The organism is Paraburkholderia sp. J10-1, assembly GCF_905220165.1.
In the GTDB taxonomy this organism is placed as follows: domain Bacteria; phylum Pseudomonadota; class Gammaproteobacteria; order Burkholderiales; family Burkholderiaceae; genus Paraburkholderia.
Genome location: NZ_CAJMYW010000004.1, coordinates 399773 through 424571, shown reverse-complemented (window position 1 = coordinate 424571; position 24799 = coordinate 399773). Strand labels below are relative to the sequence as shown.

Here is a 24799-nt window from a genome sequence, read left to right as displayed (position 1 = left end):
CAGTTACTGTCTCTCTTCAGCAATATCTGGCCGGCATGCGCCGGCCAGGATTCAGGCATCCGTAAAGCATCATGATCGAAACCCAGGACTCGCTGCGCGACTGCCTAGCGCCCGCGAAACTCAATCTCTTCCTGCACATCACGGGTCGCCGCCCCAATGGCTATCACGATCTGCAGACCGTGTTCCAGTTGCTCGACTGGGGCGACACGCTGCATTTCACGCGTCGCCAGGACGGCCGCATCACGCGCACCGTAGAAGTGGAAGGCGTGCCGGCCGAGCATGACCTCACCGTGCGCGCAGCCACGTTGCTCAAGCAACACACGGGCACGAGCGAAGGCGTCGAGATCGATATCGAAAAGCGGCTGCCAATGGGCGCCGGTCTTGGCGGCGGCAGCTCGGACGCGGCCACGACGCTGCTCGCGCTCAACCGCCTCTGGAAACTCAATTTGCCGCGCGAAGAACTGCAGGCACTCGCACTCAAGCTGGGCGCGGACGTACCCTTCTTCGTGTTCGGGAAAAATGCATTCGCGGAGGGTGTTGGAGAAGCATTGGAGGCTGTACAATTGCCCCCGCGTCATTTTTTGGTTGTGACGCCGCGGGTTCATGTTCCTACTGCCGAGATTTTTTCAGAAAAATCGTTGACAAGGGACACAAAGGCCTGCACAATAGCAGTCTTTCTTGCACAGCAAGCAACGCAAAACGGATGGCCAGAAAGCTTCGGCCATAACGACATGCAAGCGGTTGTCGCAGGAAAATACGCGGAAGTAGCGCAGGTGCTTCGATGGTTTGAGAGTGTCTCGAATAGCATCGCACCAGCGCGGATGACCGGATCGGGTGCCAGCGTTTTTGCAGCATTCGCCAGTCGGTCCGAAGCAGAATCGGCACAAGCCAAACTGCTTGCGGAACAACCGGACTGGAGAAGCGCGGTAGCCTCGAGTCTGAATACACATCCACTCTTCGCTTTCGCGGCATAGTTTTGCGTGGTTGATCGACCTACCGGTCAGCCAGGCTCGAAGTTGAGTGTAGGGGAGTCGCCAAGTTGGTTAAGGCACCGGATTTTGATTCCGGCATGCGAGGGTTCGAGTCCTTCCTCCCCTGCCAAAAATTCCAGGCAGTTCGCTCTGTGGGTTACCCAGGGCAGTTCGCCTAAGTAGTTCCTCTCCGCCCCCCAAGTCCGCAGCAGGTGCATGATGAGCAGCCATGACGGCCTGATGGTTTTTACTGGCAACGCGAATCCCGCGCTTGCCCAGGAAGTCGTCAAGATCCTCGGTATTCCCCTCGGTAAGGCTATGGTTAGCCGTTTTTCCGACGGTGAAATCCAGGTCGAAATCCAGGAAAACGTGCGTGGCAAGGACGTCTTCGTCCTTCAGTCGACTTGCGCACCGACCAACGACAACCTGATGGAACTGATGATCATGGTCGATGCGCTCAAGCGCGCATCCGCAGGCCGGATCACAGCCGCTATCCCCTACTTCGGCTATGCCCGTCAAGACCGCCGCCCCCGTTCGGCGCGCGTCGCCATCTCGGCGAAGGTCGTGGCGAACATGCTGGAAATCGCCGGCGTCGAGCGGATCATCACGATGGATCTGCACGCCGACCAGATTCAGGGCTTCTTCGATATTCCCGTCGACAATATCTACGCAACGCCCGTGCTGCTCGGCGATCTGCGCAAGCAGAATCACGAGAACCTGCTGGTCGTTTCGCCGGACGTCGGCGGCGTGGTGCGCGCCCGTGCGCTCGCCAAGCAACTCGGCTGCGATCTCGCGATCATCGACAAGCGTCGTCCGAAGGCGAACGTCGCCGAAGTGATGAACATCATCGGTGAAGTCGAAGGCCGCACCTGCGTGATCATGGACGACATGGTCGACACCGCCGGCACGCTCTGCAAGGCAGCGCAAGTGCTGAAGGAACGCGGCGCGAAGCAGGTGTTCGCTTACGCCACGCACCCGGTTCTCTCGGGTGGCGCAGGCGAGCGTATCGCTGCTTCCGCACTCGACGAACTGGTTGTGACCGACACGATTCCGCTGGGCGCCGAAGCGCGTTCGTGCGCGAAGATCCGCGCGCTCACGAGCGCAGGACTTCTTGCCGAAACGTTCTCGCGTATCCGTCGCGGCGACTCGGTGATGTCGCTCTTCGCGGAAAGCTGATCAGAATTGACGCGCAAGGCGCGGTGTTCGCAAGAGCGCCGCGCTTTTGCACGTAATCGGCGCGAACGGACGAAGGTTCGCGCTGCATCGCTGGGGGCCTCACAAGGCAATGGCTGGAAAGGCCCCGTTTTACTGCCTGGTCGCGGGCAGTGCATTGGAGAATCAAATGAAAGTCATCGCTTTCGAGCGTAACCTGCAAGGTACGGGTGCGAGCCGCCGCCTGCGCAATGCTGGCAAGACCCCTGGCATCGTGTACGGTGTTGGTTCGGAGCCGCAACTGGTCGAACTCGACCACAACGCGCTTTGGCACGCCCTGAAGAAGGAAGCCTTCCACTCGTCGATCCTCGACCTCGAAGTGGCCGGCAAGTCGCAACAAGTTCTGCTGCGCGACGTGCAATACCACCCGTTCCGTCAGCTCGTGCTGCACGTGGACTTCCAGCGCGTGGATCCGAACAAGAAGATCCACACGAAGGTGCCGCTGCACTTCATGAACCAGGAAACGAACCCGGCTGTGAAGCTGGGTGGCGCGATCATCTCGCACGTTCTGGCTGAAATCGAAATCCAGTGTCTGCCGGGCCAACTGCCGGAATTCCTCGAAGTCGACCTCGCCAAGATCGAAGCCGGCCAATCGCTGCACGCCAAGGACATCACCCTGCCCGCAGGCGTGACGCTGGTCCCGCACGTTGAGAGCGAAAACCCGGTCGTCGCGTCGGCACCCGTGCCGGCTGGCGCCCAGGCGGCTGCTGAAGGCGAAGAAGCGCCGGCTGCTGAGTAAGCGCAGCGGCTTCAACGAGCCGATCCTCTCGATCCGTTTCCCTGAAACGGACGACGTGACCCGCCGCGGTTCGCCCCGGCGGGTTTTTTTTCGCACTTTTTCGTACACTTGCGGGTCGACTGACTGATTTCCGCAGGCGGAACACCACAATGATCAGGTTGATCGTCGGGCTCGGCAATCCGGGCGCCGAATACACGGCGACGCGCCACAACGCGGGCTTCTGGCTCGTGGACCAGCTCGCGCGCGAAGCCGGCACGACGCTGCGCGACGAGCGGCGCTTTCACGGCCACTATGCGAAGGCGCGTCTCTACGGCGAGGAAGTGCATCTGCTCGAGCCGCAAACCTATATGAACCGCTCGGGGCAGTCGGTCGTCGCGCTCGCGAACTTCTTCAAGATCCTGCCCAACGAGATCCTCGTCGCGCACGACGAGCTCGATCTGTCGCCCGGCACCGTCAAGCTCAAGCTCGGCGGCGGCAGCGGCGGACACAACGGCTTGAAGGATATTTCCGCGCATCTGTCGACGCAGCAGTACTGGCGTTTGCGCATCGGCATCGGCCATCCGCGCGATCTGATTCCCGAGGGCGCGCGCGCAGGCGCCAAGCCCGATGTCGCGAACTTCGTGCTCAAGCCGCCGCGGCGCGAAGAGCAGGATGTAATCGACGCCTCGATCGAGCGCGCGCTCGCCGTGATGCCGACGTTCGTGAAGGGCGAGGCCGAACGCGCGGTGATGCAGTTGCATCGCAATGGTTGAAACAAGGAGAGCGTCTTGAGTCGTTACTGGAGTGACATCGTCAACCGGCTCGTGCCTTACGTGCCGGGCGAACAGCCCGCGCTCGCGAAGCCGGTCAAGCTGAACACCAACGAGAACCCCTACGCGCCCTCCCCGCGCGTGCTCGAGGCGATCCGCCACGAGCTCGGCGAAACGGGCGAGTCGCTGCGCCGCTATCCCGATCCCGTCGCGAAGCGCCTGCGCGCCGCTGTGGCCGCGCATCACGGTATCCGCGCGGACCAGGTGTTCGTCGGCAACGGCTCGGACGAGGTGCTCGCCCACGCATTCCAGGCACTGCTCAAGCACGACAAGCCGATCCTCTTTCCGGACATCACGTACAGCTTCTACCCGACCTACGCGCGGCTCTACGAGGTCGAGTACCGTACGGTGCCGCTTACCGCGCAGTTCACGATCAACGTCGACGATTACCTGCAGCCCAATGGCGGCGTGATTTTCCCGAATCCGAATGCGCCCACGGGTCACGCGCTGCCGCTCGCGGAAATCGAGCGTCTTGTCGCGGCGAACCTGGAGTCGGTGGTGGTCGTCGACGAAGCCTATGTGGATTTCGGCGCCGAATCGGCCATTGCGTTGATCGACCGCTATCCCAACTTGCTGGTCGTGCACACGACTTCGAAGTCGCGCTCGCTCGCGGGCATGCGCGTGGGCTTCGCGTTCGGCCAGCCCGATCTCATCGACGCGCTCAACCGCGTGAAGGACAGCTTCAACTCGTACCCGCTCGACCGTCTGGCGCAAGCCGCCGCGACGGCCGCGTACGAAGACGCCGAATGGCTCAAGACGACAAGCGCGCGCGTGATCGCAAGCCGCAAGCGTCTGACGGCCGCGCTCTCGGCGCTCGGTTTCGAAGTGGTGCCTTCAGCGGCAAACTTCGTGTTTGCGAAGCACCCTGCGCACGACGCGGCTGCAATTGCGGCCAAACTGCGTGAAAAAGAGATCTTCGTGCGCCATTTCAACGCGCCGCGCGTGAACCAGCATCTGCGCATTTCGATCGGCACCGATGCCGAATGCGACACGCTCGTCGATGCATTGAAGGCCATCGTCGCGTAAGAAGACGGCAAGATGAAATAAAAAACGCGCCTGTTGGCGCGTTTTTTATTCCCGAAGGATTCTGCGAGATTCAGGCGGCGTTCTTCGCCGCGATCAGCGCGTGGTACTTCTGCATCAATTGCTCCGGCGACTCGACATGCTCCGGATTCTTGGGGATGCACTCGACCGGGCACACTTGAATGCACTGCGGCTCATCGAAATGGCCGACACACTCGGTGCACTTGCCCGGGTCGATCACATAGATTTCCGGGCCCATCGAGATCGCGTCGTTCGGGCACTCGGGCTCGCACACGTCGCAATTGATGCACTCGTCGGTAATCATCAGGGCCATGCTTATCTCACTTCCTGCCAGCACGAAGGCCGGCTCACACGTTGCTTAGCCCTATAGTTTACGCTGCTTTCGCCGCGCGTTCACGCCTTCGTAACCGGGCCGCCCATTGAGGCCACCTTGTCCTGCAGGCGCTTTTCCACTGAAGGAAACACGAACTTGCTGACATCTCCACCCAACTGGGCGATTTCGCGCACGATCGTGCCCGAAATGAACTGATACTGGTCAGAAGGCGTCATGAACATCGTTTCGACGTCGGGCAGCAGATAACGGTTCATGCCCGCCATCTGAAATTCATACTCGAAGTCCGACACCGCGCGCAGCCCGCGCACGATCACGCGTGCGTTGTTGGTGCGCACGAAGTCCTTCAGAAGCCCCTTGAAGCTCATGACCTGGACATTCGGATAATGGCCGAGCACCTCGTGGGCAATCTCGAGCCGCTCGTCGAGCGAGAAGAAAGGCTTCTTGTTGCGGCTGTCCGCAACGCCGACTACCAGCGTGTCGAAAATGCTCGACGCGCGCCGCACGAGATCTTCGTGGCCGCGCGTAAGCGGGTCGAAGGTGCCGGGGTACACGGCGACTACCATGAGGCTTCTCCTCTCAACAGAAATGGGGTGCAATGCACTGCCGTGGCGACGCTTGCACATATGCGCGCGTGACGGCCAGGCCGCCCGCCGCTTCTTATCGAACGCGCATTATTCCTCATTTTCGCGCTGCAGCAAATGATAGTGAACCGCACCCGCCCGGCCCTCGCGCACCACGCTCCAGCCCGCCAGCGCGGGCCGTGCCGCCGGATCGACCGGCTCGCCGGACTCCACGTAGAGCCATCCGCCCGAGGCGACAAGCGGCGCGGCCAGTTCGAGCGAACGCTCGAGCAGCGCGGTCTCGCCGAACGGCGGATCGAGGAACACCACATCGAACGAGCCTGGCGCGAGATTGGCCGCCAGGCGCAGCGCGTCGGCTTCCGCGACTTCGATCATGCGCGCGCCAAGGCGCGCCTGGTTCGCGCGCAACTGCGCCGCGGCGCGCGCGCTGCGCTCCACCATCACGACTCGCGCGGCACCGCGCGAAGCCGCCTCGAAGCCAAGGCCGCCGCTGCCCGCGAACAGGTCGAGGCAGCGCAGGCCGTCGAGGCGCTGGCCGAGCCAGTTGAAGAGCGTTTCGCGCACGCGGTCGGGGGTCGGGCGTAGTCCATCGAGATCGAGCACCGGCAGCGGCGTGCGCTTCCAGTCGCCGCCGATGATGCGGACCGTGTGTGTTCCGCCGCCGCCACGCGCGCGCGGATCGGACTGATGGGAACGGCCGCCTTGGCCACGTGAGGATGAGGAGCGGGTCATGCGTTGGGTCGTACGGCTGCGTTCATTTGACCGCTGGCAGTCAATCTGCCGGCGGAACTCGGCTGCTGGGTTCGGGCACGACGCTTCCACATCGCACCCTCCAATGCGCGCACGTTACCACAGGGGCGCGCACGTGCCGCGCGCACGCCGCAAGGACCCTGCGGCGACGCCGCCGCGACTCCAGGTAATGTGCCTGATAAAATGCCATGTTTTCCGCGCGTTACCTCTTCCCATGCCGTCGCTGACCGCCCCTCGGTCCGACCCGCAGCGCGCCTGACCCACCCCAGACCATGTTCAGTTTCTTCAAACGATTCCGCGGCTCGAAGGACGCCGAGAACGCGCCGGCCGAGAACGCGCAAGGCGAAGCCACGCTCGAGGCGCCGGACGAGGCCGTTGAAGCGCCCGCCGGCACGGCGAGCGAAACGTCGCCTGCACCATCTGTAGTTGCGGCCGAGGCCGCGCCGGTCGAGCCTGCCCCGGCGCAGGAAGCGAGCGCCGCCAGCGATGACGAACCGGAAACCATCGAGATCGTCCCGCCGCCCGCGCTCGAGGCTGCCGCCAAGCAATCCTGGCTCAAGCGCCTGAAGTCGGGGCTCTCGAAAACGGGCTCGAACATCCAGAGCATCTTCGTCAACGCGAAGATCGACGACGACCTCTACGAGGAGCTCGAAACCGCGCTGCTGATGTCGGATGCGGGCGTCGACGCCACCGAATATCTGCTCGAAACGCTGCGCCAGAAAGTGCGCGCCGAGCGGCTGACCGAAGCGCAACAGGTGAAGGACGCCCTGCGCGAGCTGCTGATCGACTTGCTCAAGCCGCTCGAAAAGTCGCTCATGCTCGGTCGCGCCCAGCCGCTCGTGATGATGATCGCGGGCGTGAATGGCGCGGGCAAGACCACCAGCATCGGCAAGCTGGCGAAGCATCTGCAGAGCTTCGACCAAAGCGTGCTGCTCGCCGCGGGCGACACCTTCCGCGCCGCCGCACGCGAACAGCTCGCCATCTGGGGCCAGCGTAACAACGTGACGGTCGTGCAGCAGGAAAGCGGCGATCCGGCCGCGGTGATCTTCGACGCCGTGAGCGCCGCGCGCGCGCGCCGCATCGACGTGGTGATGGCCGACACCGCGGGCCGCCTGCCGACGCAATTGCATCTGATGGACGAGCTGAAGAAGGTCAAGCGCGTGATCGGCAAGGCGTTCGACGGTGCGCCGCACGAGGTGCTGCTCGTGATCGACGCGAACACGGGCCAGAACGCGCTCGCGCAGGTCAAGGCGTTCGACGACGCGCTCGGCCTCACCGGCCTCATCGTGACGAAGCTCGACGGCACCGCCAAGGGCGGCATTCTCGCTGCGATCGCGCGGCAACGCCCGATTCCCGTGTATTTCATCGGCGTGGGCGAGAAGGTCGAAGACCTGCAGCCGTTCGTGGCCGAGGAATTCGCCGACGCGCTGCTTGGCAGCTAAAAGCGCGCGTTTAAGTGGATTTAGATACACAAAGGGCGTCGTTCTCACGAACGACGCCCTTTTTCATTGGCGCAGCCGACGTACGCCGGTCAGACGCTCACTCCGAATCCGGCTGCACGCCCGGCGCGGCGCGTGCGAACGCGTCGAGCGTGAGCGCGTAGTCGTTGATGCGCTGAATGGTCGGGTAGCGCGTCGTGTCGATCTTGAACCGGTTCGCGTTGTAGACCTGCGGCACGATGCAAAGATCGGCAACGGTGGGCGTGTCGCCAAACGAGAGCTTGCCGGTGCGCGGATCGCTGGCGAGCCGCTGTTCCAACGTCTCGAAGCCCGCCTCGATCCAGTGGCGGTACCACGCGTCTTTCGTCGCGTCGTCCGCGCCAACGGTGTGCTTGAGGTACTTCAGCACGCGCAGGTTGTCCACCGGGTGAATCTCGCACGCCACCTGCAGCGCAAGCGAGCGAACGTGCGCGCGATCGGCGGGCAACTTCGGCAGCAGCGGCGGCTCGGGATGCGTCTCCTCCAGATACTCGATGATCGCGAGCGACTGCTGCAGCGTGTGCCCTTCGTCGTCGACGAACGCCGGCACGATCGCGTCGGGATTGACCTGGCGATAGGCGGGCTTGAGCTGCTCGCCGCCATCGCGCACGAGATGGACCGGCACGTACTCGTACGACAGGTTCTTCAGATTCAGCGCAATACGCACTCGATACGATGCCGAACTGCGGAAATAGCTGTAAAGCTTCATGCTCCTCTCTTGCTCCTCTTGAATCCTGATGCGGACGGCGCCGCTCAGATGACCCGCACGGCGAATTCGCCGATGCCTGCCACACCGCCCGTCATCAGGTCGCCCTTCACGACGGCGCCCACGCCCTCGGGCGTGCCCGTATAGATCAGGTCACCGGCCTTCAGCTCGAACAGCGTCGAAAGGAACGCGATCGTGTCGGCAACCGGCCAGATCATCTGCGAGATGTCCGAGCGCTGCTTTTCCTCGCCGTTGACCGCGAGCCAGATTTCTCCCTTCTCGAGCTGGCCGATCTTCGAAACCGGATGAATCGGGCCGATGGGCGCCGAATGATCGAAGCCCTTGGCCGTATCCCACGGACGACCGAGCTTCTTCGCTTCAGCCTGCAAGTCGCGGCGCGTCATGTCGAGCCCGAGCGCGTAGCCGTAGACATGGTCGAGCGCGCTGGCGACTGGAATATCCTTGCCGCCCTTGCCGATCGCCGCGACCAGTTCCATCTCGAAGTGCACGTTCTTCGATTGCGCGGGATACGGAAACTCGGCGGTCGAACCGGGCGCGACGTAGAGCACGGCGTCGGCGGGTTTGGAGAAGAAGAACGGCGGTTCACGGTTCGGATCGTGGCCCATCTCGCGCGCATGCGCTTCGTAGTTGCGGCCAACGCAGTAGATGCGCCGCACGGGGAAACGCGAGTCGCTGCCGGCCACCGGCACCGAGGCGAGCGCCGCCGGTTCGATTACGTACGTCATGAAGTTCTCCGTCTTTGTGATGGAGCGTGCGCGAGGCACGCGGGCCTGTAGATCTTTAGGGCGTGTAAGGCGTGAGGCGCGGCTTGCACGCCAGAGCAATCGCGAGTGTAACGCGCGACGGTGAGCACGCGCGGCGAAGCCTTCAAGCAGCCTTCGCGGAGGGGGCTGACCAGAAGCGGGCGCTGGCATGGCCGGCGAGGCATGGGGTGCTCGTGCGATACTTCTCGCATCCCCCATTTCAATACGACGGCGGCGCGCCGCACGCCGTCGAACGAACCACGCTTGCCCATGACCACCGCCGACTCCACCGACATCTTCCCGTGCGCCCGCTTCATCAAGGAGATCGGCCGCGGACCGAACGGCGCTCGCTCGCTCTCGTCCGAAGACACGCACGCGCTCTACGCCGCGATGCTCGACGGACGCGTGCCCGAGTTGGAGCTAGGCGCCGTGCTGCTCGCCTACCGTCTCAAGGGCGAAACCGCCGATGAACTGTCTGCCATGCTGCGCGCCGCACACGCCTCGTTCGCACCGCTCGCGGTGCCGGCGGGCGACTATCGGCCCGTGTCGATCCCAAGCTACAACGGCGCGCGCAAACAACCGAACCTCGTGCCGCTGCTCGCCCTGCTGCTCGCGCGCGAAGGCGTGCCAACGCTCGTGCACGGCGTCACCACCGACCCGGGCCGCGTGACGAGCGCGGAAATCTTCGCGGCGCTGAACCGGCCCGAGACCCACGATCACGCCGACATCGAAGCGCAACTGGCGTCGAGCCGCGTGGCGTTTTCATCGATCGAAACGCTCGCGCCCAAACTCGCGCGGCTGCTCTCGCTGCGCCGGCGCATGGGCGTGCGCAATTCCACGCATACGCTCGTGAAGCTGCTGCAACCGTTCGCCGAGCCGGGCCTGCGCCTCGTGAACTACACGCACCCGCCGTACCGCGAAAGCCTGAGCGCCCTCTTTGCGGCGCATCCGGAAGCCGCCGTGGGCGGTGCGCTGCTCGCGCGCGGCACCGAGGGCGAAGCCGTGGCGGACACGCGCCGCCAGGTGCAGGTCGACTGGTTGCACGACGGCATCTGCGAGACGCTGATCGAGCCGGAGCGTTCATCGCCTGGCGCGCCCGAAATCGATCTTCCGGAAGGTCGCGACGCGCCCACTACGGCGGCATGGATCGAAGCGGTGCTGCGTGGCGAAGCACCGGTGCCCGACGCCATCGCGCGCCAGATCGAGACGATCAAGCGCATCGCGAAGCGCTAACGTTCGAACCCAAAGCACATCGCCCAATCCGCTGAAAGCCGTGCGGAGCGGGCGATCCGCGCAACGAGCAAAAGCGCATCGGCGCGCTTCGTCGGCCATCTTCACGCATCGTCGCGCGCTCAATCTGCAAATTCGTTGTTGACACACTCGTCGGCCCTGTTTTACATTGGACGAATGCGTTCCTACCCGAACACCCTCCGAATTACCCTCGGCCGACTATCGGCCCTATCGCTACGCCTAGCCTAAAGCTGGTGTAGCGCCGCAACGACCCCCTCTCCGGTCACCGCGGTCCTCCCCAAGCAGTTCTCGCAGTACCCCAAATCCGCTGTATCTCTACAACCTGTCGTCTGCATTCGTCCGCTTACCGTCCGGACGAGTCGCGAGGTCAAAATGCACGTTGCATGGGCATCGTTTACGTCCGCTGTCGCCGCGCCGGCTACCGCCGTCACCGTGGCCGTCTTCTTCGCGTCCGCGGTTGCCGCCCGTACGCATGAAGTTTCGCGCATCGTGCTCCGTCGCCAGCCCGCCAGCCGCCCGCTGCCGACCGCCATCGCATACGACAACACGAAGAACGAGGCTCGTCATGTTGCGTAATCCCGCCGAGAAGTACCGCCCCTTCCCCGCCATCCGCTTGAACGGCCGTAAATGGCCGACGCGCACCGTCGAACGCGCGCCGATCTGGATGAGTACCGACCTGCGCGACGGCAACCAGTCGCTGATCGAGCCGATGAGCATCGAGCAGAAGACCGAGTTCTTCGAGATGCTCGTCGCGATCGGCTTCAAGGAAATCGAAGTCGGCTTTCCGTCCGCGTCGCAGACCGACTTCGATTTCGTGCGCAAGCTGATCGAGGAAAAGCGCATTCCCGAGGACGTGACGATCGAAGTGCTCGTGCAGTCGCGCGAAGAACTGATCGCCCGCACGTTCGAAGCGCTCGAAGGCGTGCCGCGCGCGATCGTCCACCTTTACAACGCGATCTGCCCGTCGTTTCGCAAGATCGTGTTCGGCCAGTCGAAGGAAGAAGTCAAGGCGCTCGCGGTCGAAGGCACGCGCATTATCCGCGAACATGCCGACAAGAACCCGCAAACTCACTGGATTTACCAATATTCGCCCGAAACGTTCAGCATGACCGAGCTGACCTTCGCGCGCGAAGTGTGCGATGCGGTGGCCCAGACGTGGCGCCCCACGCGCGATCACAAGATGATCGTGAATCTCCCGGCGACCGTCGAAGCGGCGATGCCCAACGTCTATGCCGACCAGATCGAGTGGATGGACCGCAACCTCGCGTACCGCGACAGCATCGTCCTCTCGGTACATCCGCATAACGACCGCGGCACGGCGGTGGCCGCCGCCGAAATGGCGCTGCTCGCGGGCGCGGATCGCATCGAAGGCTGCCTGTTCGGCAATGGCGAACGCACCGGCAACGTCGATCTCGTCACGCTCGCAATGAACCTCTACACCCAGGGCATCGACCCGGGCCTCGACTTCTCCGACATCGACGCCGTGCGCCGCGTGGTCGAGCGCTGCAACCAGTTGCCCGTGCACCCGCGCCATCCGTATGCGGGCGATCTCGTGTTCACGGCGTTCTCGGGCTCGCACCAGGACGCGATCCGCAAGGGCTTCGCGCAGCAACGGCCCGACGCGGTTTGGGAAGTGCCCTATCTCCCGATCGATCCCGCCGATCTCGGCCGCAGCTATGACGCGGTGATCCGCGTGAACAGCCAGTCGGGCAAGGGCGGCGCGACGTATCTGCTCGAGCGCGGCATGGGCTTCACGCCGCCGCGCCGCGTGCAGATCGAGTTCAGCCACGCCGTGCAGACCGTCGCCGATACGTCGGGCGAGGAAATCACGGGCGATGCCGTCTGCGCGCTGTTCGCGCGTGAGTACTTCGAAACGCGCGGGCCGGCCGCCAACGTGGGTTCAGGCCGTGTGCGCTGGGAAGGCCGCGACGTGGCCATGCCGGCTGCCGCGAGCGCCGATGAGGCGCATGCGCAAGCCGTGGCCGCCGCAATCGCGGCAATGGCGGGCGAGCGTATCGAAATCACCTCGTTCGAGAGCGAGCGCACGGCGCAGGGTGGCACGGCCGTATTCGTCGGTGCGCGTGTGGGTGGCCAGCCGCTGCGCCACGGCGTGGGCGTGGGCGACGACGCTGTTCATGCGAGCGTGGCGGCAGTGGTCAGCGCAGTGAATCGTGCGGCCTGGACGCCGGTAGACCAGCGCGTGGCGGCCTGACACCCACCGCGCGCGGCAACACAAGCAGTTTGAAGTCAAGCAGGGAAATCGGCGGCATGTTGAGCGCCGGCGGCAAAACGGGCCGCCGGCGTGCGCCTGAAGCGCCTAAGCGGCGTTCCAGCGAGTGGACTTACCGGTCGTCACTCGATCGCGCAACGCGTCGCCTGCCATGCGAGCAGACGCCAGTGACCACCCTCCTGTGTCTGGATCGCCGTGTAGGCAATCGGAAAGAGCAGCGCACCGTTGTTCGCTTCCATCTCGATCAGCACGCGGCCGGAGACCACGCAGGCCTCGTTTCCGGCTTGAAGCACGTCCTGCGACTGGATCTCGATCTGGCGGTAGCGGCGGCGGCCCGCCGTGATCGCATCGATGAACTGCTGCTTGGTCTCGCGTTTGCCGTTGGTGTGGACGAAGGTCGCGTGATCGGACAGCAACTGGTCCAGCGACGTGCCGTCGCCATCAACCATCGCGCGAAAGCGCTCGCGCTCAAGTCCGCGAATCGCATCGATTAGTTTTGCCGCCATCGCTCAAGCCCCTTGCGCGCCGGCCCGCGCCTGAGCGCAGCCCCACGCCGAAGATTTTCCGCATATGTCTGGCTGAAATTTATACCAGGATTTCACGCAAGGATACTTGCGATCAAAGACAACGCCCCCATGTATGGCGCATAAGCCACGCGTCCGGTGAAAACCGCGCATGGCGGCAGCCGCGTCCCCGCAGCCGCGCCCTGATGTCGCAGCGCAGCACTTTCAGCTTCGTCCGATGTCTATTCATCAGATTCTGTGGCAAAGTCCGAGCGCTGCGCGGCTCCGTCGAGAGCCCCTTGATTCAACCCTTTATCTCCCGCGCCTCCGCGCCGGACTGCTGTCCCGTTCTAGAGTGTTCCTTCGGCCTGCCCTTTGCGCTGGCCTGCGCCGGGCGCGAGGCCCCGCCCCGCTTGATCGCCGGCGTTTAGTGTAATCTATCGATACAACCATTTCGATAGGAATCAAGGAACCTTGAAGCCCCTACAGACTCCAAGTATTAGCACTCGGTGATTCAGAGTGCTAACATCCACCGTGGAGTCGGTGTCTGACTTTTGCAAGATTCCTGAGGAGTTCGCTACGTGAGCAACGCAATGACCATGACCCTTCCGAGTACGCTGAGCCCGTCGTCGGCCAAGGCCGGGGGCTCATTGGCGCTCGCGAATGCTTCCCTGTTGCCCGGCCAGCTGGGCAACATCGACGCCTATATTCAAGCCGTGAACCGGATCCCGATGCTGACGCCCCAGGAAGAGCGTCAGTTCGCGACCGAGTTTCGCGAGCAAAACAATCTTGAAGGTGCGCGCCGCCTGGTGCTGTCGCACCTGCGCCTCGTCGTGTCGATTGCGCGTAATTATCTCGGCTACGGCCTGCCGCACGCCGACCTGATCCAGGAAGGCAACATCGGTCTGATGAAGGCCGTGAAGCGCTTCGACCCCGAGCAGAACGTGCGGCTCGTGTCGTACGCGATGCACTGGATCAAGGCTGAGATCCACGAATACATCCTGCGCAACTGGCGCATGGTGAAGGTCGCCACGACCAAGGCGCAGCGCAAGCTGTTCTTCAACCTGCGCAGCCACAAGCAGGGCCTGCAGTCGTTCACGCCGGAGGAAATCGACGGCCTCGCGCAGGAACTGAACGTGAAGCGCGAAGAGGTCGTGGAGATGGAAACGCGCCTGTCGGGTGCCGACATTGCGCTAGAAGGCCAGACCGAGGACGGCGAGGAGTCGTACGCCCCGATCGCCTGGCTCGCCGACTCGCATAACGAGCCGAGCGCCGTGCTGGCCGCACGTTCGCGCGACCGCCTGCAGTCCGACGGCATTGCGAGCGCGCTGGAAGCGCTCGACGCGCGCAGCCGCCGCATCATCGAGGCGCGCTGGCTCAACGTCGACGACGACGGTTCGGGCGGCTCGACGCTGCACGAACTGGCCGACGAGTTCGGCGTTTCGGCCGAGCGCATTCGCCAGATCGAAGCAAGCGCCATGAAGAAGATGCGCACCGCGCTCGCCGACTACGCGTAAGCCGCAGCAGGTCTAAAAGCCAAACCGAAAACCCCGTTCCCGCGAACGGGGTTTTTCTTTTGCGCGCTCCGAAAGCTGCGCACCTTCGCACCGGCCGCGCTGATTCCACCCTAAGATGATTTCGAGGTGGTGAGCCAGAGGCCGCGCCGCGGTCTGGCCTCGTAACGCGTTCGAGGGCACCCGTCGTCATGATCCCGGCATCCGGTCAACGCCAGCGCGCACCGTCGTTGCTGCGCACGCGCATCTTCCAGTGGATGCGCGGCCCCACCTTTGCGCGCGATATTGCCCTCGTTCTCGTCATCAAGCTTGTCCTGCTGATGGCGCTCAAATACGCATTCTTCAGTCACCCGCAGGCAGAAGACATGAACATGCCGCCTGCCGCTGTCGCGCAGGCCATCCTGGCCGTGCCCACGGCATCAAGGCCCCAGCCGTCCGTGTCCCAACCTCCGGCCATGCCGCCACAACGAGGAGACCGTCATGCCCGCGATTGAATCGGTGGAACTCTCGCGTCTTCAGTTCGCCATCACCGCGCTCTACCACTTCCTCTTCGTGCCGCTCACGCTCGGCCTCTCGTGGCTGCTCGTCATCATGGAGTCTGTGTACGTGATGACCGGCAAGGTGATCTACAAGGACATGACGCAGTTTTGGGGCAAGCTCTTCGCCATCAACTTCGCGATGGGCGTCACCACCGGCCTCACGATGGAGTTCCAGTTCGGCACCAACTGGTCGTACTACTCGCACTACGTGGGCGACATTTTCGGCGTGCCGCTCGCCGTGGAAGGGCTCGCGGCGTTCTTCCTCGAATCGACCTTTGTCGGGTTGTTCTTTTTCGGCTGGAATCGCCTGTCGAAAGGCGCGCATCTGTTCACCACGTTTCTCGTCGCGCTCGGCTCGAATCTTTCGGCGCTATGGATTCTGATCGCCAACGGCTGGATGCAGAACCCCGTGGGCGCGGCGTTCAACTACGAAACCATGCGCATGGAACTCACCAGCCTGTTCCATGTGATTTTCAACCCCGTCGCGCAGGTGAAGTTCGTGCACACGGTTTCCGCCGGCTACGTGACGGCGTCGATGTTCGTGCTCGGCATTTCGTCGTGGTACCTGCTGCGCCGGCGCGATGTGGAGTTCGCACTGCGCTCGTACGCGATCGCCGCGGGCTTTGGCCTTGCGTCCACGCTGTGCGTGCTGATCCTCGGCGACGAATCGGGCTACACCGACGGCGTCGTGCAGCAAGTCAAGCTCGCCGCCATCGAATCCGAATGGGAGACCGCGCCCGCCCCGGCGCCGTTCACGCTGTTCGGCCTGCCCAACCAGAAGGAAGAGCGCACCGACTACGCGATCCGCATTCCCTGGCTCATGGGCATCATCGCCACGCGCTCGATCGACACACCCGTGATCGGCCTGAAAGACCTGATGGGCCGCGCCGAAGTGCGCATCCGCAACGGCATGCTCGCGTACGCCGCGCTGCAGAAGATGAAAGAAGGCACCGCCGACACCGAAACGCGCGACGTGTTCGAAGCGCACAAGGCCGACCTCGGCTACGGCCTGCTCCTGAAGCAGTTCACGCCGAACGTCGTCGATGCGACCTCCGAGCAGGTCAGGGCCGCGTCCAGAACCGCGATCCCGCCCGTTGCCCCCGTGTTCTGGTCGTTCCGCGTGATGGTCGGCCTTGGCATCCTTTTTCTCGTAACCTTCGTGCTCGCCTTCTGGTTCTGCGCGCAGCGCTCGCTGCTCAAGGAAAACCGCCGCTGGTTCCTCCGCTGGGCGCTGGTGGCGATCCCGCTGCCGTGGCTCGCCGCCGAGTTCGGCTGGGTCGTCGCGGAAACGGGGCGCCAGCCATGGACCATCGCGGAGGTGCTGCCCACGCGCCTTTCGGCTTCGAGCCTCGCGCCCGGCGACGTGATGCTGAGCATCGCGGGCTTCGTAATCTTCTACACGGTGCTCTTCATCATCGAGATCACGTTGATGTTCAAGTACGCGCGCCTCGGGCCGTCGTCGCTGCATACCGGTCGTTACTTCCACGAGCAGACGGCGACGCTTGCGACCGACGGCAAGGTCACGTGATCGGCGCTAGACAACGAAAACCGCGAGGGAACACGCCATGGATTACGCAACGCTCAAGTTGATCTGGTGGGTGCTGATCGGTGTGCTGCTGATCGGCTTCGCGCTTACCGACGGCTTCGATATGGGCGCGGCCGTGCTACTGCCCTTCGTCGGCAAGACCGACGAGGAACGCCGCATCGTCATCAACACGGTGGGCGCGACCTGGGAAGGCAACCAGGTCTGGTTCATCACCGCGGGCGGCGCGATGTTCGCCGCCTGGCCGCTCGCTTATGCGGCGTCGTTCTCGGGCTTCTACTTCGCCATGCTGCTCGTGCTCTTCGCGCTGTTTTTCCGGCCCGTGGGCTTCGACTATCGCGGCAAGCGCGTGGATGTGAGATGGCGTCAGGGCTGGGACTACGGCCTCTTTATCGGCGGCTTCGTGCCCGCGCTCGTGTTCGGCGTGGCGTTCGGCAATCTGCTCCAGGGCGTGCCGTTCGCCTATGACACGGACCTGCGCGTGACGTATCACGGCAGCTTCTTTGCCCTCCTCAATCCGTTCGCACTGGTCTGCGGGCTGGTGAGTCTTTGCATGCTCACCGCGCACGGCGCGGCGTTCCTGAAACTCAAGAGCGATGGTGTCGTTGCGATGCGCGCCTCGAAGGCGCTGCGCCTGTTCGCGGGGCTCACGATCGTGTTGTTCCTCGTGGCGGGCGCGCTCGTGGCGACGCTCATCGGCGGCTATACGATCACGTCGCCCGCGCCTCTCGACACGGTGGCCAATCCGCTCCTCAAGAGCGTCGATTCCGGGCCGGGGCTCTGGCTCGCGAACTACGGGCTCTATCCGTGGATGGCGCTCGCCCCTGTCCTGGGCGTGCTTGGCGGCTTGCTCGCGTTCGCACTCGCGGGTTCACGCTTCGAACGGCTTGCGTTCCTGAGCACGGGGCTGCAGATCGTCGGCGTGATTCTCACCGCGGGCTTCTCGATGTTTCCGTTCATCATGCCCTCGTCGCTCGACCCGCGTTCGAGCCTCACGGTCTGGGACGCGACTTCGAGCAAGATGACGCTCGAGATCATGCTCGTTGCCGTCATCATCTTCCTGCCGATCGTGCTCGGTTATACGGCATGGGTCTATCGCGTCATGCGCGGCAAGATTACCGCTGACGTCATACGCGACAATCAGCATACGTTGTACTAAGCGTCGATGCCGTTTAGAGACACCGAAAACAAAAACGCCGCAGCATACGCTGCGGCGTTTTTCATCGGCATACCGCGAATCGATTACGCCGGCTGAAGCGCCAGTTCACGTGCATAACGCGGCGCGGCGTCGCCGACCACGATGTGCAGCGTATCCGCCGAAATCCACGCCACGTCGAGCGTGCCGAGCTTCTCGCGATCCACGGCAGCCGGATCGCGCACGATCACGCGCAAGCGTGTGGCCGCCACCGCGTCGAGCGAAACGATGTTGGCGACGCCGCCGAATACCGCGAGCCAGCGCGACGGATTCGGATCGAGCGGGCCCTGCGCGACAGCAGCGCTCGCTTCGGCCTGAACAACATGAGCAGCCGGAACCGCTTGCGCTGCAGCAGCCGGCTTGCTGGCCGCGGCACCGCCACGCGCGATCTCGCCGCGAATTTCATCGGCGATGATATCCGCCTCCGGCCCGATGATGACCTGCACGCTTTCGCCGCCGCGCTTGAGCACGCCGCGCGCACCGATTGCCTTCAACGCCGGCTCCGAAACATGGGCCGGATCGACCACCGAGAGACGCAGACGCGTCGTGCACGCGTCGACCACCTTGAGGTTGGCCGCGCCGCCGAGCGCATCGATGTAACGCGCAGCACGCGAGAGCGACGCCGCCGTTGCCGCGCCGCCAGCCGCGACCGCAACGCCCGACATCGTCGAGGCGATGGCCGTATCGCCCGCCGAGGCTTCGCGGCCCGGCGTGGGCAGGTTGAAGCGGCGGATGAAGAAGCGGAACAGCCCGTAGTACACGACCGCATAGACCACACCGAGCGGAATCGCATACCAGCCATGCGTGGAGAGCCCGTAGTTCAGCACGTAGTCGATCGCGCCCGCCGAGAACGTGAAGCCGAGCTTGATGCCAAGCAGCGAGCAGATCGCCAGCGACAGCCCCGTGAGCACCGCATGGATCGCGTAGAGCACGGGCGCGAGGAACATGAACGTGAACTCGATCGGCTCGGTCACGCCCGTGAGGAACGAGGTGAGCGCCATCGAGAACAGCAGGCCGCCCACCATCGCGCGCTTGTCCTTCGGCGCTTCGTGCAGCATGGCGAGGCACGCTGCCGGCAGGCCGAACATCATCACCGGGAAGAAGCCGGCCATGAAGCTGCCCGCCGTGGGGTCGCCCGCGAAGAAGCGGTGCAGGTCGCCCGTGACGGCCGCGCCGCCGGCTGCCGGCGTGAACGAGCCGAACACGAACCACACGAGCGAGTTGAGGATGTGGTGCAGACCCGTGACGAGCAACAGGCGGTTGAGCAAGCCGTACACGAAGGTGCCGATCGCCCCCGCCGTGGTGAGCCAGTGGCCGGCGGTGTCGATCACGCCCTGCACCGGTCCCCACACGAAGCCAAACACGATGCCGAGCACGAGACACGTGAGCCCTGTGACGATCGGCACGAAGCGTTTGCCGCCGAAGAACGCGAGGAACTCGGGCAGCTTGATGTCCTTGAAGCGGTTGTACAGCATGCCCGCGACGACACCGGCCACCACGCCCGACAGCACGCCCATGTTGAGCTTGTCGTTGATGTCCTTCATCACGGCGGTCTGGACCAGATAGCCCAGCGCGCCCGCGAGGCCGGCTACGCCGTTGTTGTCCTTCGCGAAGCCCACGGCGATGCCGATCGCAAACAGCAACGGCAGGTTATCGAAGATCGCGCCGCCCGCGTCGGCGATGATCTTGATGTTGAGCATGTCGGCCTGGCCGAAGCGAAGCAGGATGCCGGCGACCGGCAGCACTGCGATGGGAAGCATCAGCGCGCGGCCGAGGCTTTGTATCTTGAGAAACGGATTGCCATCCATTGAACTGCCTCCAGTCTCTATCTCTTGCTTGACGTGTGTGGGTGAGAGAGGCCGGCGCGCGATCGCTGCGCACGCCGGCGTGTTTTTAAGGATTGCTTAGGGTGGGTGAAACAGAAACCATCAATCGAGTGGCCAGATTTCGCGGCTTGCCGCACGCACGGCTTGCGCCGATTCGAGCGCGAGCGCATTTTTAGCGCGCTCGCGACAATCGTTGTAGTCGAGCTTGCGCACGCGCGCCTTGATCGAGGGCACGGAAACCGGATCGACGGAGAGTTCCGTCACACCGAGGCCGATGAGCAGCGGCACCGCGAGCGGATCGCCCGCCAGCGCACCGCATACGCCCACCCACTTGCCGTGCTTGTTCGCGCCCTCGACCGCCGCTGCCACGAGACGCAGCACGGCCGGATGCAGCCCGTCGGCCTGCGCCGCGAGATCGGGCTGGCAGCGGTCCATCGCGAGCGTGTACTGCGTGAGATCGTTGGTGCCGATCGAGAGGAAATCCGCATGGCGCGCAAGCTGATCCGCGAGCAGTGCAGCCGAGGGCACCTCGATCATCACGCCCACTTCGATTGGCTCGGTGCGGCCCGCTTCGCGTGCGAACGTATCGATACGTTCGCGCAGGCGTACAAGCTCGCCCACGTCGGTCACCATCGGCAACAGGATGCGCACCTTGCCAACCGGCTTCACGGCAAGGAGGCCGCGCAGCTGGTCGTCCAGCAGATCGGGCCGCACCTGCGCAAGGCGAATGCCGCGCAGACCCAGCGCCGGGTTCGGCTCGGGCGGCAGCGTCAGATAGTCGACTTCCTTGTCGGCGCCCACGTCGAGCGTACGGATGATCGCCGTGCGGCCCGCGAGTGCGTCCGTGATGGCCTGGTAGCTCTGAAGATGCTCCTCCACCGTCGGCGCAGCCTGGCGATGGATGAACAGCAGTTCCGTGCGCAGCAGGCCTACGGCGTCCGCACCGTTTTCCACCGCCGTGTTGGCATCTTCCAGCGTCGCGATGTTCGCGGCGACTTCCACCGCGTGGCCGTCGCGGGTGGCGGCGGCCTCGTGCGACGTACGGCGGTTCGCTTCACGCACACCGGCCTGGCGCTGCTTCTCGCTGCGCGCACGCTCGATGTCGAGCGCACTCGGCGTGTACGCAAAGCGGCCTGCGAGCGCATCGATGACGACTTCGGTGCCTTCGGGCACCGAGTGAAGCGCGTCGCCGAGCGCGACGATCGCAGGAATACCGGCCTGGCGCGCGATGATCGCCGCGTGCGAGGTCGCGCCGCCGCGCGCCATCACGAGCGCCATCACGCGCTTGCGGTCCAGCGTTGCGAGATCGGAAGGCGTGAATTCGTCGGCGGCGAGCACGGCCTCTTCGGGCAGCGCGCGCGCCGCCGTGTTCGAGAGACCGAGCGCGCGCAGCACGCGCTTTTCGAGGTCGCGCAGATCGGCGGCACGCTCCGCGAGCAGCGGATCGTCCACCTGGCCGAGCACCACGATTTGCGCGCGAATCGCTTCGCGCCACGCGTAGCCCGCGCTCTTGCCGAGGCTGATCGCGTCGCGCGCGGCGTCGACGAGCGTCGGGTCTTCGAGCAGCACGCGGTGCATCGTGAAAATGCCCGCCTCGCCAATCGCGCCACGCTGCGAAGCCGTGCGCACGCTCTGGTTCAGTTCGGCGTCCACAGCGGCGATCGCCTGGTCGAGCAGACGGCTCTCCGCGGCCGATGAGCCGCTCGCGAGTTCGGGCGGCGTGAGTTCGGCTTCGTCCCAGCGCACCAGCTTGCCCACCGCGACGCCCGGCGCCGCGCACACGCCCGCGAGCACGCCCGGCTCGGCGGTGGATGCCGCGGCGGCGGTTTCCTGCATCACGGGCGCGGGCGACTGCTGCCGCGCCGGCGCTTCGCCGCCCTCACCGGGCGCTTCGCGCAGGAGCTCGTTTGCCACGGCGTCCACGGCGCGCTGCGCCTCCCGGCCGATGCCGACGAGTTCAATGGTCGCGCCCTCGCCCGCACCGAGGCCCAGCAAGCCCACGACGCTTTCGATGGCGGACTTGCGTTCGCCAAAGCGGACCTCGACGCGCGCGTCGATGCCGCGCACCGCTTCGCGCGCCCGTGCCGCCGGTCGCGCATGAAGGCCGCCCGCATGCGTGAGCGTCACGCTGCGGCGCACTTCGTTCGCAACCAGTTCGTGGGCCGTGTTGATCTCTGCGCCGTCACGCACGCGCAGCACGAGCAGCGCGGACTTGCCCGCTTCGACGTGGCCCGCGCCCGCGCGCTCGACTACTTCGAATGCATCCGAATTGGCGATCGCGACCACCGAGACGAGGCTCGGGGCATTGCACGCCACCACGTCGAGATCGAACTCGATCAACGTGTCGCCGCGGCGCACCTGCGCGCCCTGCGCGACTTTTGTCGTGAAACCCTTGCCGTTCAGCTCGACGGTGTCGATGCCGACGTGCACGAGCACCTGTGCGCCTTCGGCCGTTTGCAGCGTCACCGCGTGGCCGGTTCGCGCGAGATGCGCGACGATGCCGTCGCACGGCGCGACCACACGGCCGATGAGCGGGTCGACGCCAATGCCGTCGCCGAACAAGCCTTCCGAGAACACCGGGTCGGGCACCGACGCGAGCGGCACGACCGGCCCGGTGAGCGGCGAAACCAGGACGATGTGCCCCTCGACGCGAGTATGCGGATCCATCAGGCGAGACTCCTCGATGCGTTCCATTCGCTTTCCAATCTAGTGGGTTTCGGTGACTTTGTTCAGGTAACGCGGCTCGTCGGGATTGCGCCCGCGCGCGGCCGCCAGGCCCGCCGCCATTACGTAGAACGACAGAATGGCCGCGATGGGATCGAGCGCCGCATCGGCAGCCGTTTCGAGCGGCAACGCTGCGCCGTGTACGTCGGCGGGCGCCGCGAGCAGCACGCGCGCACCGCGCTTTTCCATGTCGCGGGCAAACTCGATCAGGCCCGCCTGCTCCGGCCCGCGCGGTGCGAACACGAGCAGCGGGTAATCGCGGTCGATCAACTCCATCGGGCCGTGCCGCACTTCGGCGCTCGAAAACGCCTCGGCCTGAATGCCCGACGTTTCCTTGAGCTTGAGCGCCGCTTCCTGCGCAATCGCGAGACCCGGACCACGGCCGATAACAATCATCTGTTTGACGTCGCGCAACTCTTCCACGGCCTTCGACCAGTCGAGCGTGCCCGCGCGACCGAGCGCGTCGGGGAGCGCGCGAACGGCGTCGAGGAACGCGGCGTCGCGCTGCCAGAAGCCGACGAGCTGCGCCGACATCGCGAGCATCGCGATATAACTCTTGGTGGCCGCCACGCTCAGTTCGGGGCCGGCGAGCAGCGGCAGTTCCGTGCCGGCGGCCTCGGCGAGCGGCGAGCCCGCGACGTTGACCATTGCCGCCGTCAGCGCACCGGCTTCGCGCAGCGCCTTGATCGTCGCGACGAGGTCAGGACTCCTACCCGATTGGGAGAAAGCGAGGGCAAACTGGCCGCGCACACGTAAGGGCGCCTGCTGGAGCGTGGCGATCGACATCGGCAGCGTGGCCACCGGCACGCCGATGCGGCTCATGGTGAGTGCGGCGAAGTAGCTCGCCGCGTGGTCCGAGCTGCCGCGCGCGACGGTGAGCGCAACGTGGCGCGGCTCGGCCTCGAGCGCGCGGGCGAGCGCTTCGACGCGCGAAGTGTCCGCGAGCTGCGCGGCGACGACGCCGGCCGAGGCCAGCGCTTCTTTAAGCATATTCGACAATCGATTCTCCTTCGACGTAGGTCGCGGTGAGCGCCAGCTCGCGATCGAACACGTTGACATCGCCCCATGCGCCGCGCACGAGGCGGCCACGGTCTTCGATGCCGAGGTAGTCGGCGGCATAGCGCGACAGGCGCGCGGACACGTCCGCGATCGGCAGGCCGATCGAGACGAGGTTGCGCAGCGCCTGGTCCATGGTGAGGGTGCTGCCCGCGAGCGTGCCGTCTGCAAGACGCACGCCGCCGAGGCATTTCGTCACGTGCTGGCTGCCGAGGCGGTATTCGCCGTCGGGCATGCCGGTGGCCGAGGTGCTGTCGGTCACCACATAAAGGCGCGGAATGGCGCGCAGCGCGGCGCGGATCGCACCGGGATGCACGTGCAGCAAATCGGGAATGATCTCCGCGTACTCGGCGTGCGCAAGCGCCGCGCCGACCACGCCCGGATTGCGATGATGCAGCGGCGACATCGCGTTGAAGAGGTGCGTGAAGCCGCAGGCGCCGTGCTTGAGCGCGGCCACGGCGTCGTCGTAGGTCGCGAGCGAGTGGCCGATCTGCACGCGCACGCCGCGCGCCGCCATCTCGCCGATGATCTCGATATGGCCCGCGATCTCGGGCGCCACCGTCACGACGCGAATCGGCGCGATCGAGAGGTACTTGAGTACTTCGTCGAGCACGGCCGAAACGGCGGCGTCGGGCTGCGCGCCGAGCTTGCCGGGGTTGATGTACGGGCCTTCGAGGTGTACGCCCAGCACGCGCGCGCCGCCCGCCGTGCGGTTGCGCGTGACGTTGCCGAGGCCCGCGACCACATTCATCAGTTCGTCGCGCGGCGCTGTCATGGTGGTGGCGAGCAGGCTCGTGGTGCCGTAGCGGGCGTGCGTGCGCGCGATGGTTTCGATCGCGTCGCCGGCTTCCATGACGTCGGCGCCGCCGCCGCCGTGCACGTGCAGGTCGATGAAGCCTGGCAGGATATAGGGCTCGTCGTTCTTCGCCGGATCGGTGGCCTCGCCCGTGATCGCGGTGATGCGTCCGTTCTCGAACGACAGCGTGCCGTGGATCCAGCCTTCAGGGGTGAGTATGTTTCCGCTCAGCAT

Annotated in this window: 22 protein-coding genes and 1 tRNA gene; 13 read left to right on the top strand and 10 right to left on the bottom strand. The window is 64.9% G+C overall.

Translation table 11 applies throughout. From position 1 onward, the window contains the following. Positions 1-71: 71 nt before the first annotated feature. The 6 genes from ispE to hisC all read left to right on the top strand — a co-directional run bounded on the left by ispE (position 72) and on the right by hisC (position 4757). Positions 72-974 carry a 4-(cytidine 5'-diphospho)-2-C-methyl-D-erythritol kinase gene (gene ispE / locus U5A65_RS17095; protein WP_321946846.1) on the top strand — a complete coding sequence of 301 codons (903 nt, stop codon included), beginning with the start codon at positions 72-74 and terminating at the stop codon, positions 972-974. 50 nt (positions 975-1024) lie between these two features. Continuing rightward, positions 1025-1101: transfer RNA gene (locus U5A65_RS17090), tRNA-Gln, on the top strand. Positions 1102-1190: 89 nt separating this feature from the next. Beyond that, complete coding sequence (locus U5A65_RS17085; RefSeq protein ID WP_321907823.1) at positions 1191-2147, top strand: ribose-phosphate pyrophosphokinase; 957 nt, start codon at positions 1191-1193, stop codon at positions 2145-2147. 166 nt (positions 2148-2313) lie between these two features. Beyond that, positions 2314-2922, top strand: coding sequence for a 50S ribosomal protein L25/general stress protein Ctc (locus U5A65_RS17080; protein WP_321907671.1), 609 nt, complete (start codon positions 2314-2316; stop codon positions 2920-2922). 149 nt (positions 2923-3071) lie between these two features. After that, positions 3072-3674, top strand: a complete 603-nt coding sequence (gene pth / locus U5A65_RS17075; RefSeq protein WP_321934342.1) for an aminoacyl-tRNA hydrolase — start codon at positions 3072-3074, stop codon at positions 3672-3674. Positions 3675-3689: 15 nt separating this feature from the next. Further along, a complete protein-coding gene (hisC, locus tag U5A65_RS17070) occupies positions 3690-4757 on the top strand; it encodes a histidinol-phosphate transaminase (RefSeq protein WP_321907667.1) in 1068 nt (355 codons plus the stop codon). 70 nt (positions 4758-4827) lie between these two features. On the opposite strand, the gene U5A65_RS17065 is transcribed toward hisC, so the two are convergent. The 3 genes from U5A65_RS17065 to rsmD form a co-directional block, all read right to left on the bottom strand. Further along, entirely contained in the window at positions 4828-5088 is a 261-nt protein-coding gene (locus U5A65_RS17065) for a YfhL family 4Fe-4S dicluster ferredoxin (protein ID WP_321907664.1), read from the bottom strand. An 80-nt stretch (positions 5089-5168) separates the two neighbouring features. Beyond that, positions 5169-5672: a pantetheine-phosphate adenylyltransferase gene (coaD, locus tag U5A65_RS17060; RefSeq protein WP_321907661.1), complete on the bottom strand. Its 504-nt coding sequence runs from the start codon at positions 5670-5672 to the stop codon at positions 5169-5171. 108 nt (positions 5673-5780) lie between these two features. After that, complete coding sequence (gene rsmD / locus U5A65_RS17055) at positions 5781-6422, bottom strand: 16S rRNA (guanine(966)-N(2))-methyltransferase RsmD (RefSeq protein WP_321907659.1); 642 nt, start codon at positions 6420-6422, stop codon at positions 5781-5783. 290 nt (positions 6423-6712) lie between these two features. Here rsmD and ftsY point away from each other — a divergent pair, with 290 nt between their 5' ends. Further along, positions 6713-7882 (top strand): signal recognition particle-docking protein FtsY, encoded by a 1170-nt coding sequence (ftsY, locus tag U5A65_RS17050; RefSeq protein ID WP_321907658.1) that lies wholly within the window; start codon positions 6713-6715, stop codon positions 7880-7882. A gap of 97 nt (positions 7883-7979) precedes the next feature. Here ftsY and maiA read toward each other — a convergent pair whose 3' ends face one another. Both maiA and U5A65_RS17040 read right to left on the bottom strand, forming a co-directional pair. Beyond that, positions 7980-8627, bottom strand: coding sequence for a maleylacetoacetate isomerase (gene maiA / locus U5A65_RS17045; RefSeq protein ID WP_321907656.1), 648 nt, complete (start codon positions 8625-8627; stop codon positions 7980-7982). A 44-nt stretch (positions 8628-8671) separates the two neighbouring features. Next, the gene (locus U5A65_RS17040; RefSeq protein ID WP_321907654.1) at positions 8672-9370 is read right to left on the bottom strand and encodes a fumarylacetoacetate hydrolase family protein; all 699 of its coding nucleotides are present in this window, start codon (positions 9368-9370) and stop codon (positions 8672-8674) included. 288 nt (positions 9371-9658) lie between these two features. Between U5A65_RS17040 and ybiB the strand changes: the two genes are divergently transcribed. Both ybiB and leuA read left to right on the top strand, forming a co-directional pair. Further along, positions 9659-10621: a DNA-binding protein YbiB gene (gene ybiB / locus U5A65_RS17035; RefSeq protein WP_321934347.1), complete on the top strand. Its 963-nt coding sequence runs from the start codon at positions 9659-9661 to the stop codon at positions 10619-10621. Between the two features lie 583 nt (positions 10622-11204). Beyond that, positions 11205-12851: a 2-isopropylmalate synthase gene (leuA, locus tag U5A65_RS17030; protein ID WP_321946845.1), complete on the top strand. Its 1647-nt coding sequence runs from the start codon at positions 11205-11207 to the stop codon at positions 12849-12851. Between the two features lie 140 nt (positions 12852-12991). Here the strand turns inward: leuA and U5A65_RS17025 are convergent, their stop codons facing one another. Then, complete coding sequence (locus U5A65_RS17025) at positions 12992-13375, bottom strand: nuclear transport factor 2 family protein (protein WP_233879491.1); 384 nt, start codon at positions 13373-13375, stop codon at positions 12992-12994. A gap of 578 nt (positions 13376-13953) precedes the next feature. Here U5A65_RS17025 and rpoH point away from each other — a divergent pair. The 4 genes from rpoH (at position 13954) to cydB (ending at position 18127) form a co-directional block, all read left to right on the top strand. Beyond that, on the top strand, positions 13954-14889 hold the full coding sequence (gene rpoH / locus U5A65_RS17020) for an RNA polymerase sigma factor RpoH (RefSeq protein WP_321907645.1): 936 nt from the start codon (positions 13954-13956) through the stop codon (positions 14887-14889). Between the two features lie 188 nt (positions 14890-15077). Further along, a complete protein-coding gene (gene cydP / locus U5A65_RS17015) occupies positions 15078-15380 on the top strand; it encodes a cytochrome oxidase putative small subunit CydP (RefSeq protein ID WP_321907643.1) in 303 nt (100 codons plus the stop codon). Next, a complete protein-coding gene (locus U5A65_RS17010; RefSeq protein ID WP_321934349.1) occupies positions 15367-16953 on the top strand; it encodes a cytochrome ubiquinol oxidase subunit I in 1587 nt (528 codons plus the stop codon). The genes cydP and U5A65_RS17010 overlap by 14 nt, the downstream gene beginning before the upstream one ends. Positions 16954-16990: 37 nt before the next feature. After that, positions 16991-18127 carry a cytochrome d ubiquinol oxidase subunit II gene (cydB, locus tag U5A65_RS17005; protein ID WP_321946844.1) on the top strand — a complete coding sequence of 379 codons (1137 nt, stop codon included), beginning with the start codon at positions 16991-16993 and terminating at the stop codon, positions 18125-18127. A gap of 83 nt (positions 18128-18210) precedes the next feature. On the opposite strand, the gene nagE is transcribed toward cydB, so the two are convergent. The 4 genes from nagE to nagA form a co-directional block, all read right to left on the bottom strand. After that, positions 18211-19971, bottom strand: coding sequence for an N-acetylglucosamine-specific PTS transporter subunit IIBC (gene nagE / locus U5A65_RS17000; RefSeq protein ID WP_321946843.1), 1761 nt, complete (start codon positions 19969-19971; stop codon positions 18211-18213). Between the two features lie 120 nt (positions 19972-20091). Next, positions 20092-22683, bottom strand: a complete 2592-nt coding sequence (ptsP, locus tag U5A65_RS16995) for a phosphoenolpyruvate--protein phosphotransferase (protein WP_321907633.1) — start codon at positions 22681-22683, stop codon at positions 20092-20094. Between the two features lie 12 nt (positions 22684-22695). Beyond that, positions 22696-23703, bottom strand: coding sequence for an SIS domain-containing protein (locus tag U5A65_RS16990; protein ID WP_321934512.1), 1008 nt, complete (start codon positions 23701-23703; stop codon positions 22696-22698). Next, positions 23696-24799: an N-acetylglucosamine-6-phosphate deacetylase gene (gene nagA / locus U5A65_RS16985; protein WP_321907631.1), complete on the bottom strand. Its 1104-nt coding sequence runs from the start codon at positions 24797-24799 to the stop codon at positions 23696-23698. The genes U5A65_RS16990 and nagA overlap by 8 nt, the downstream gene beginning before the upstream one ends.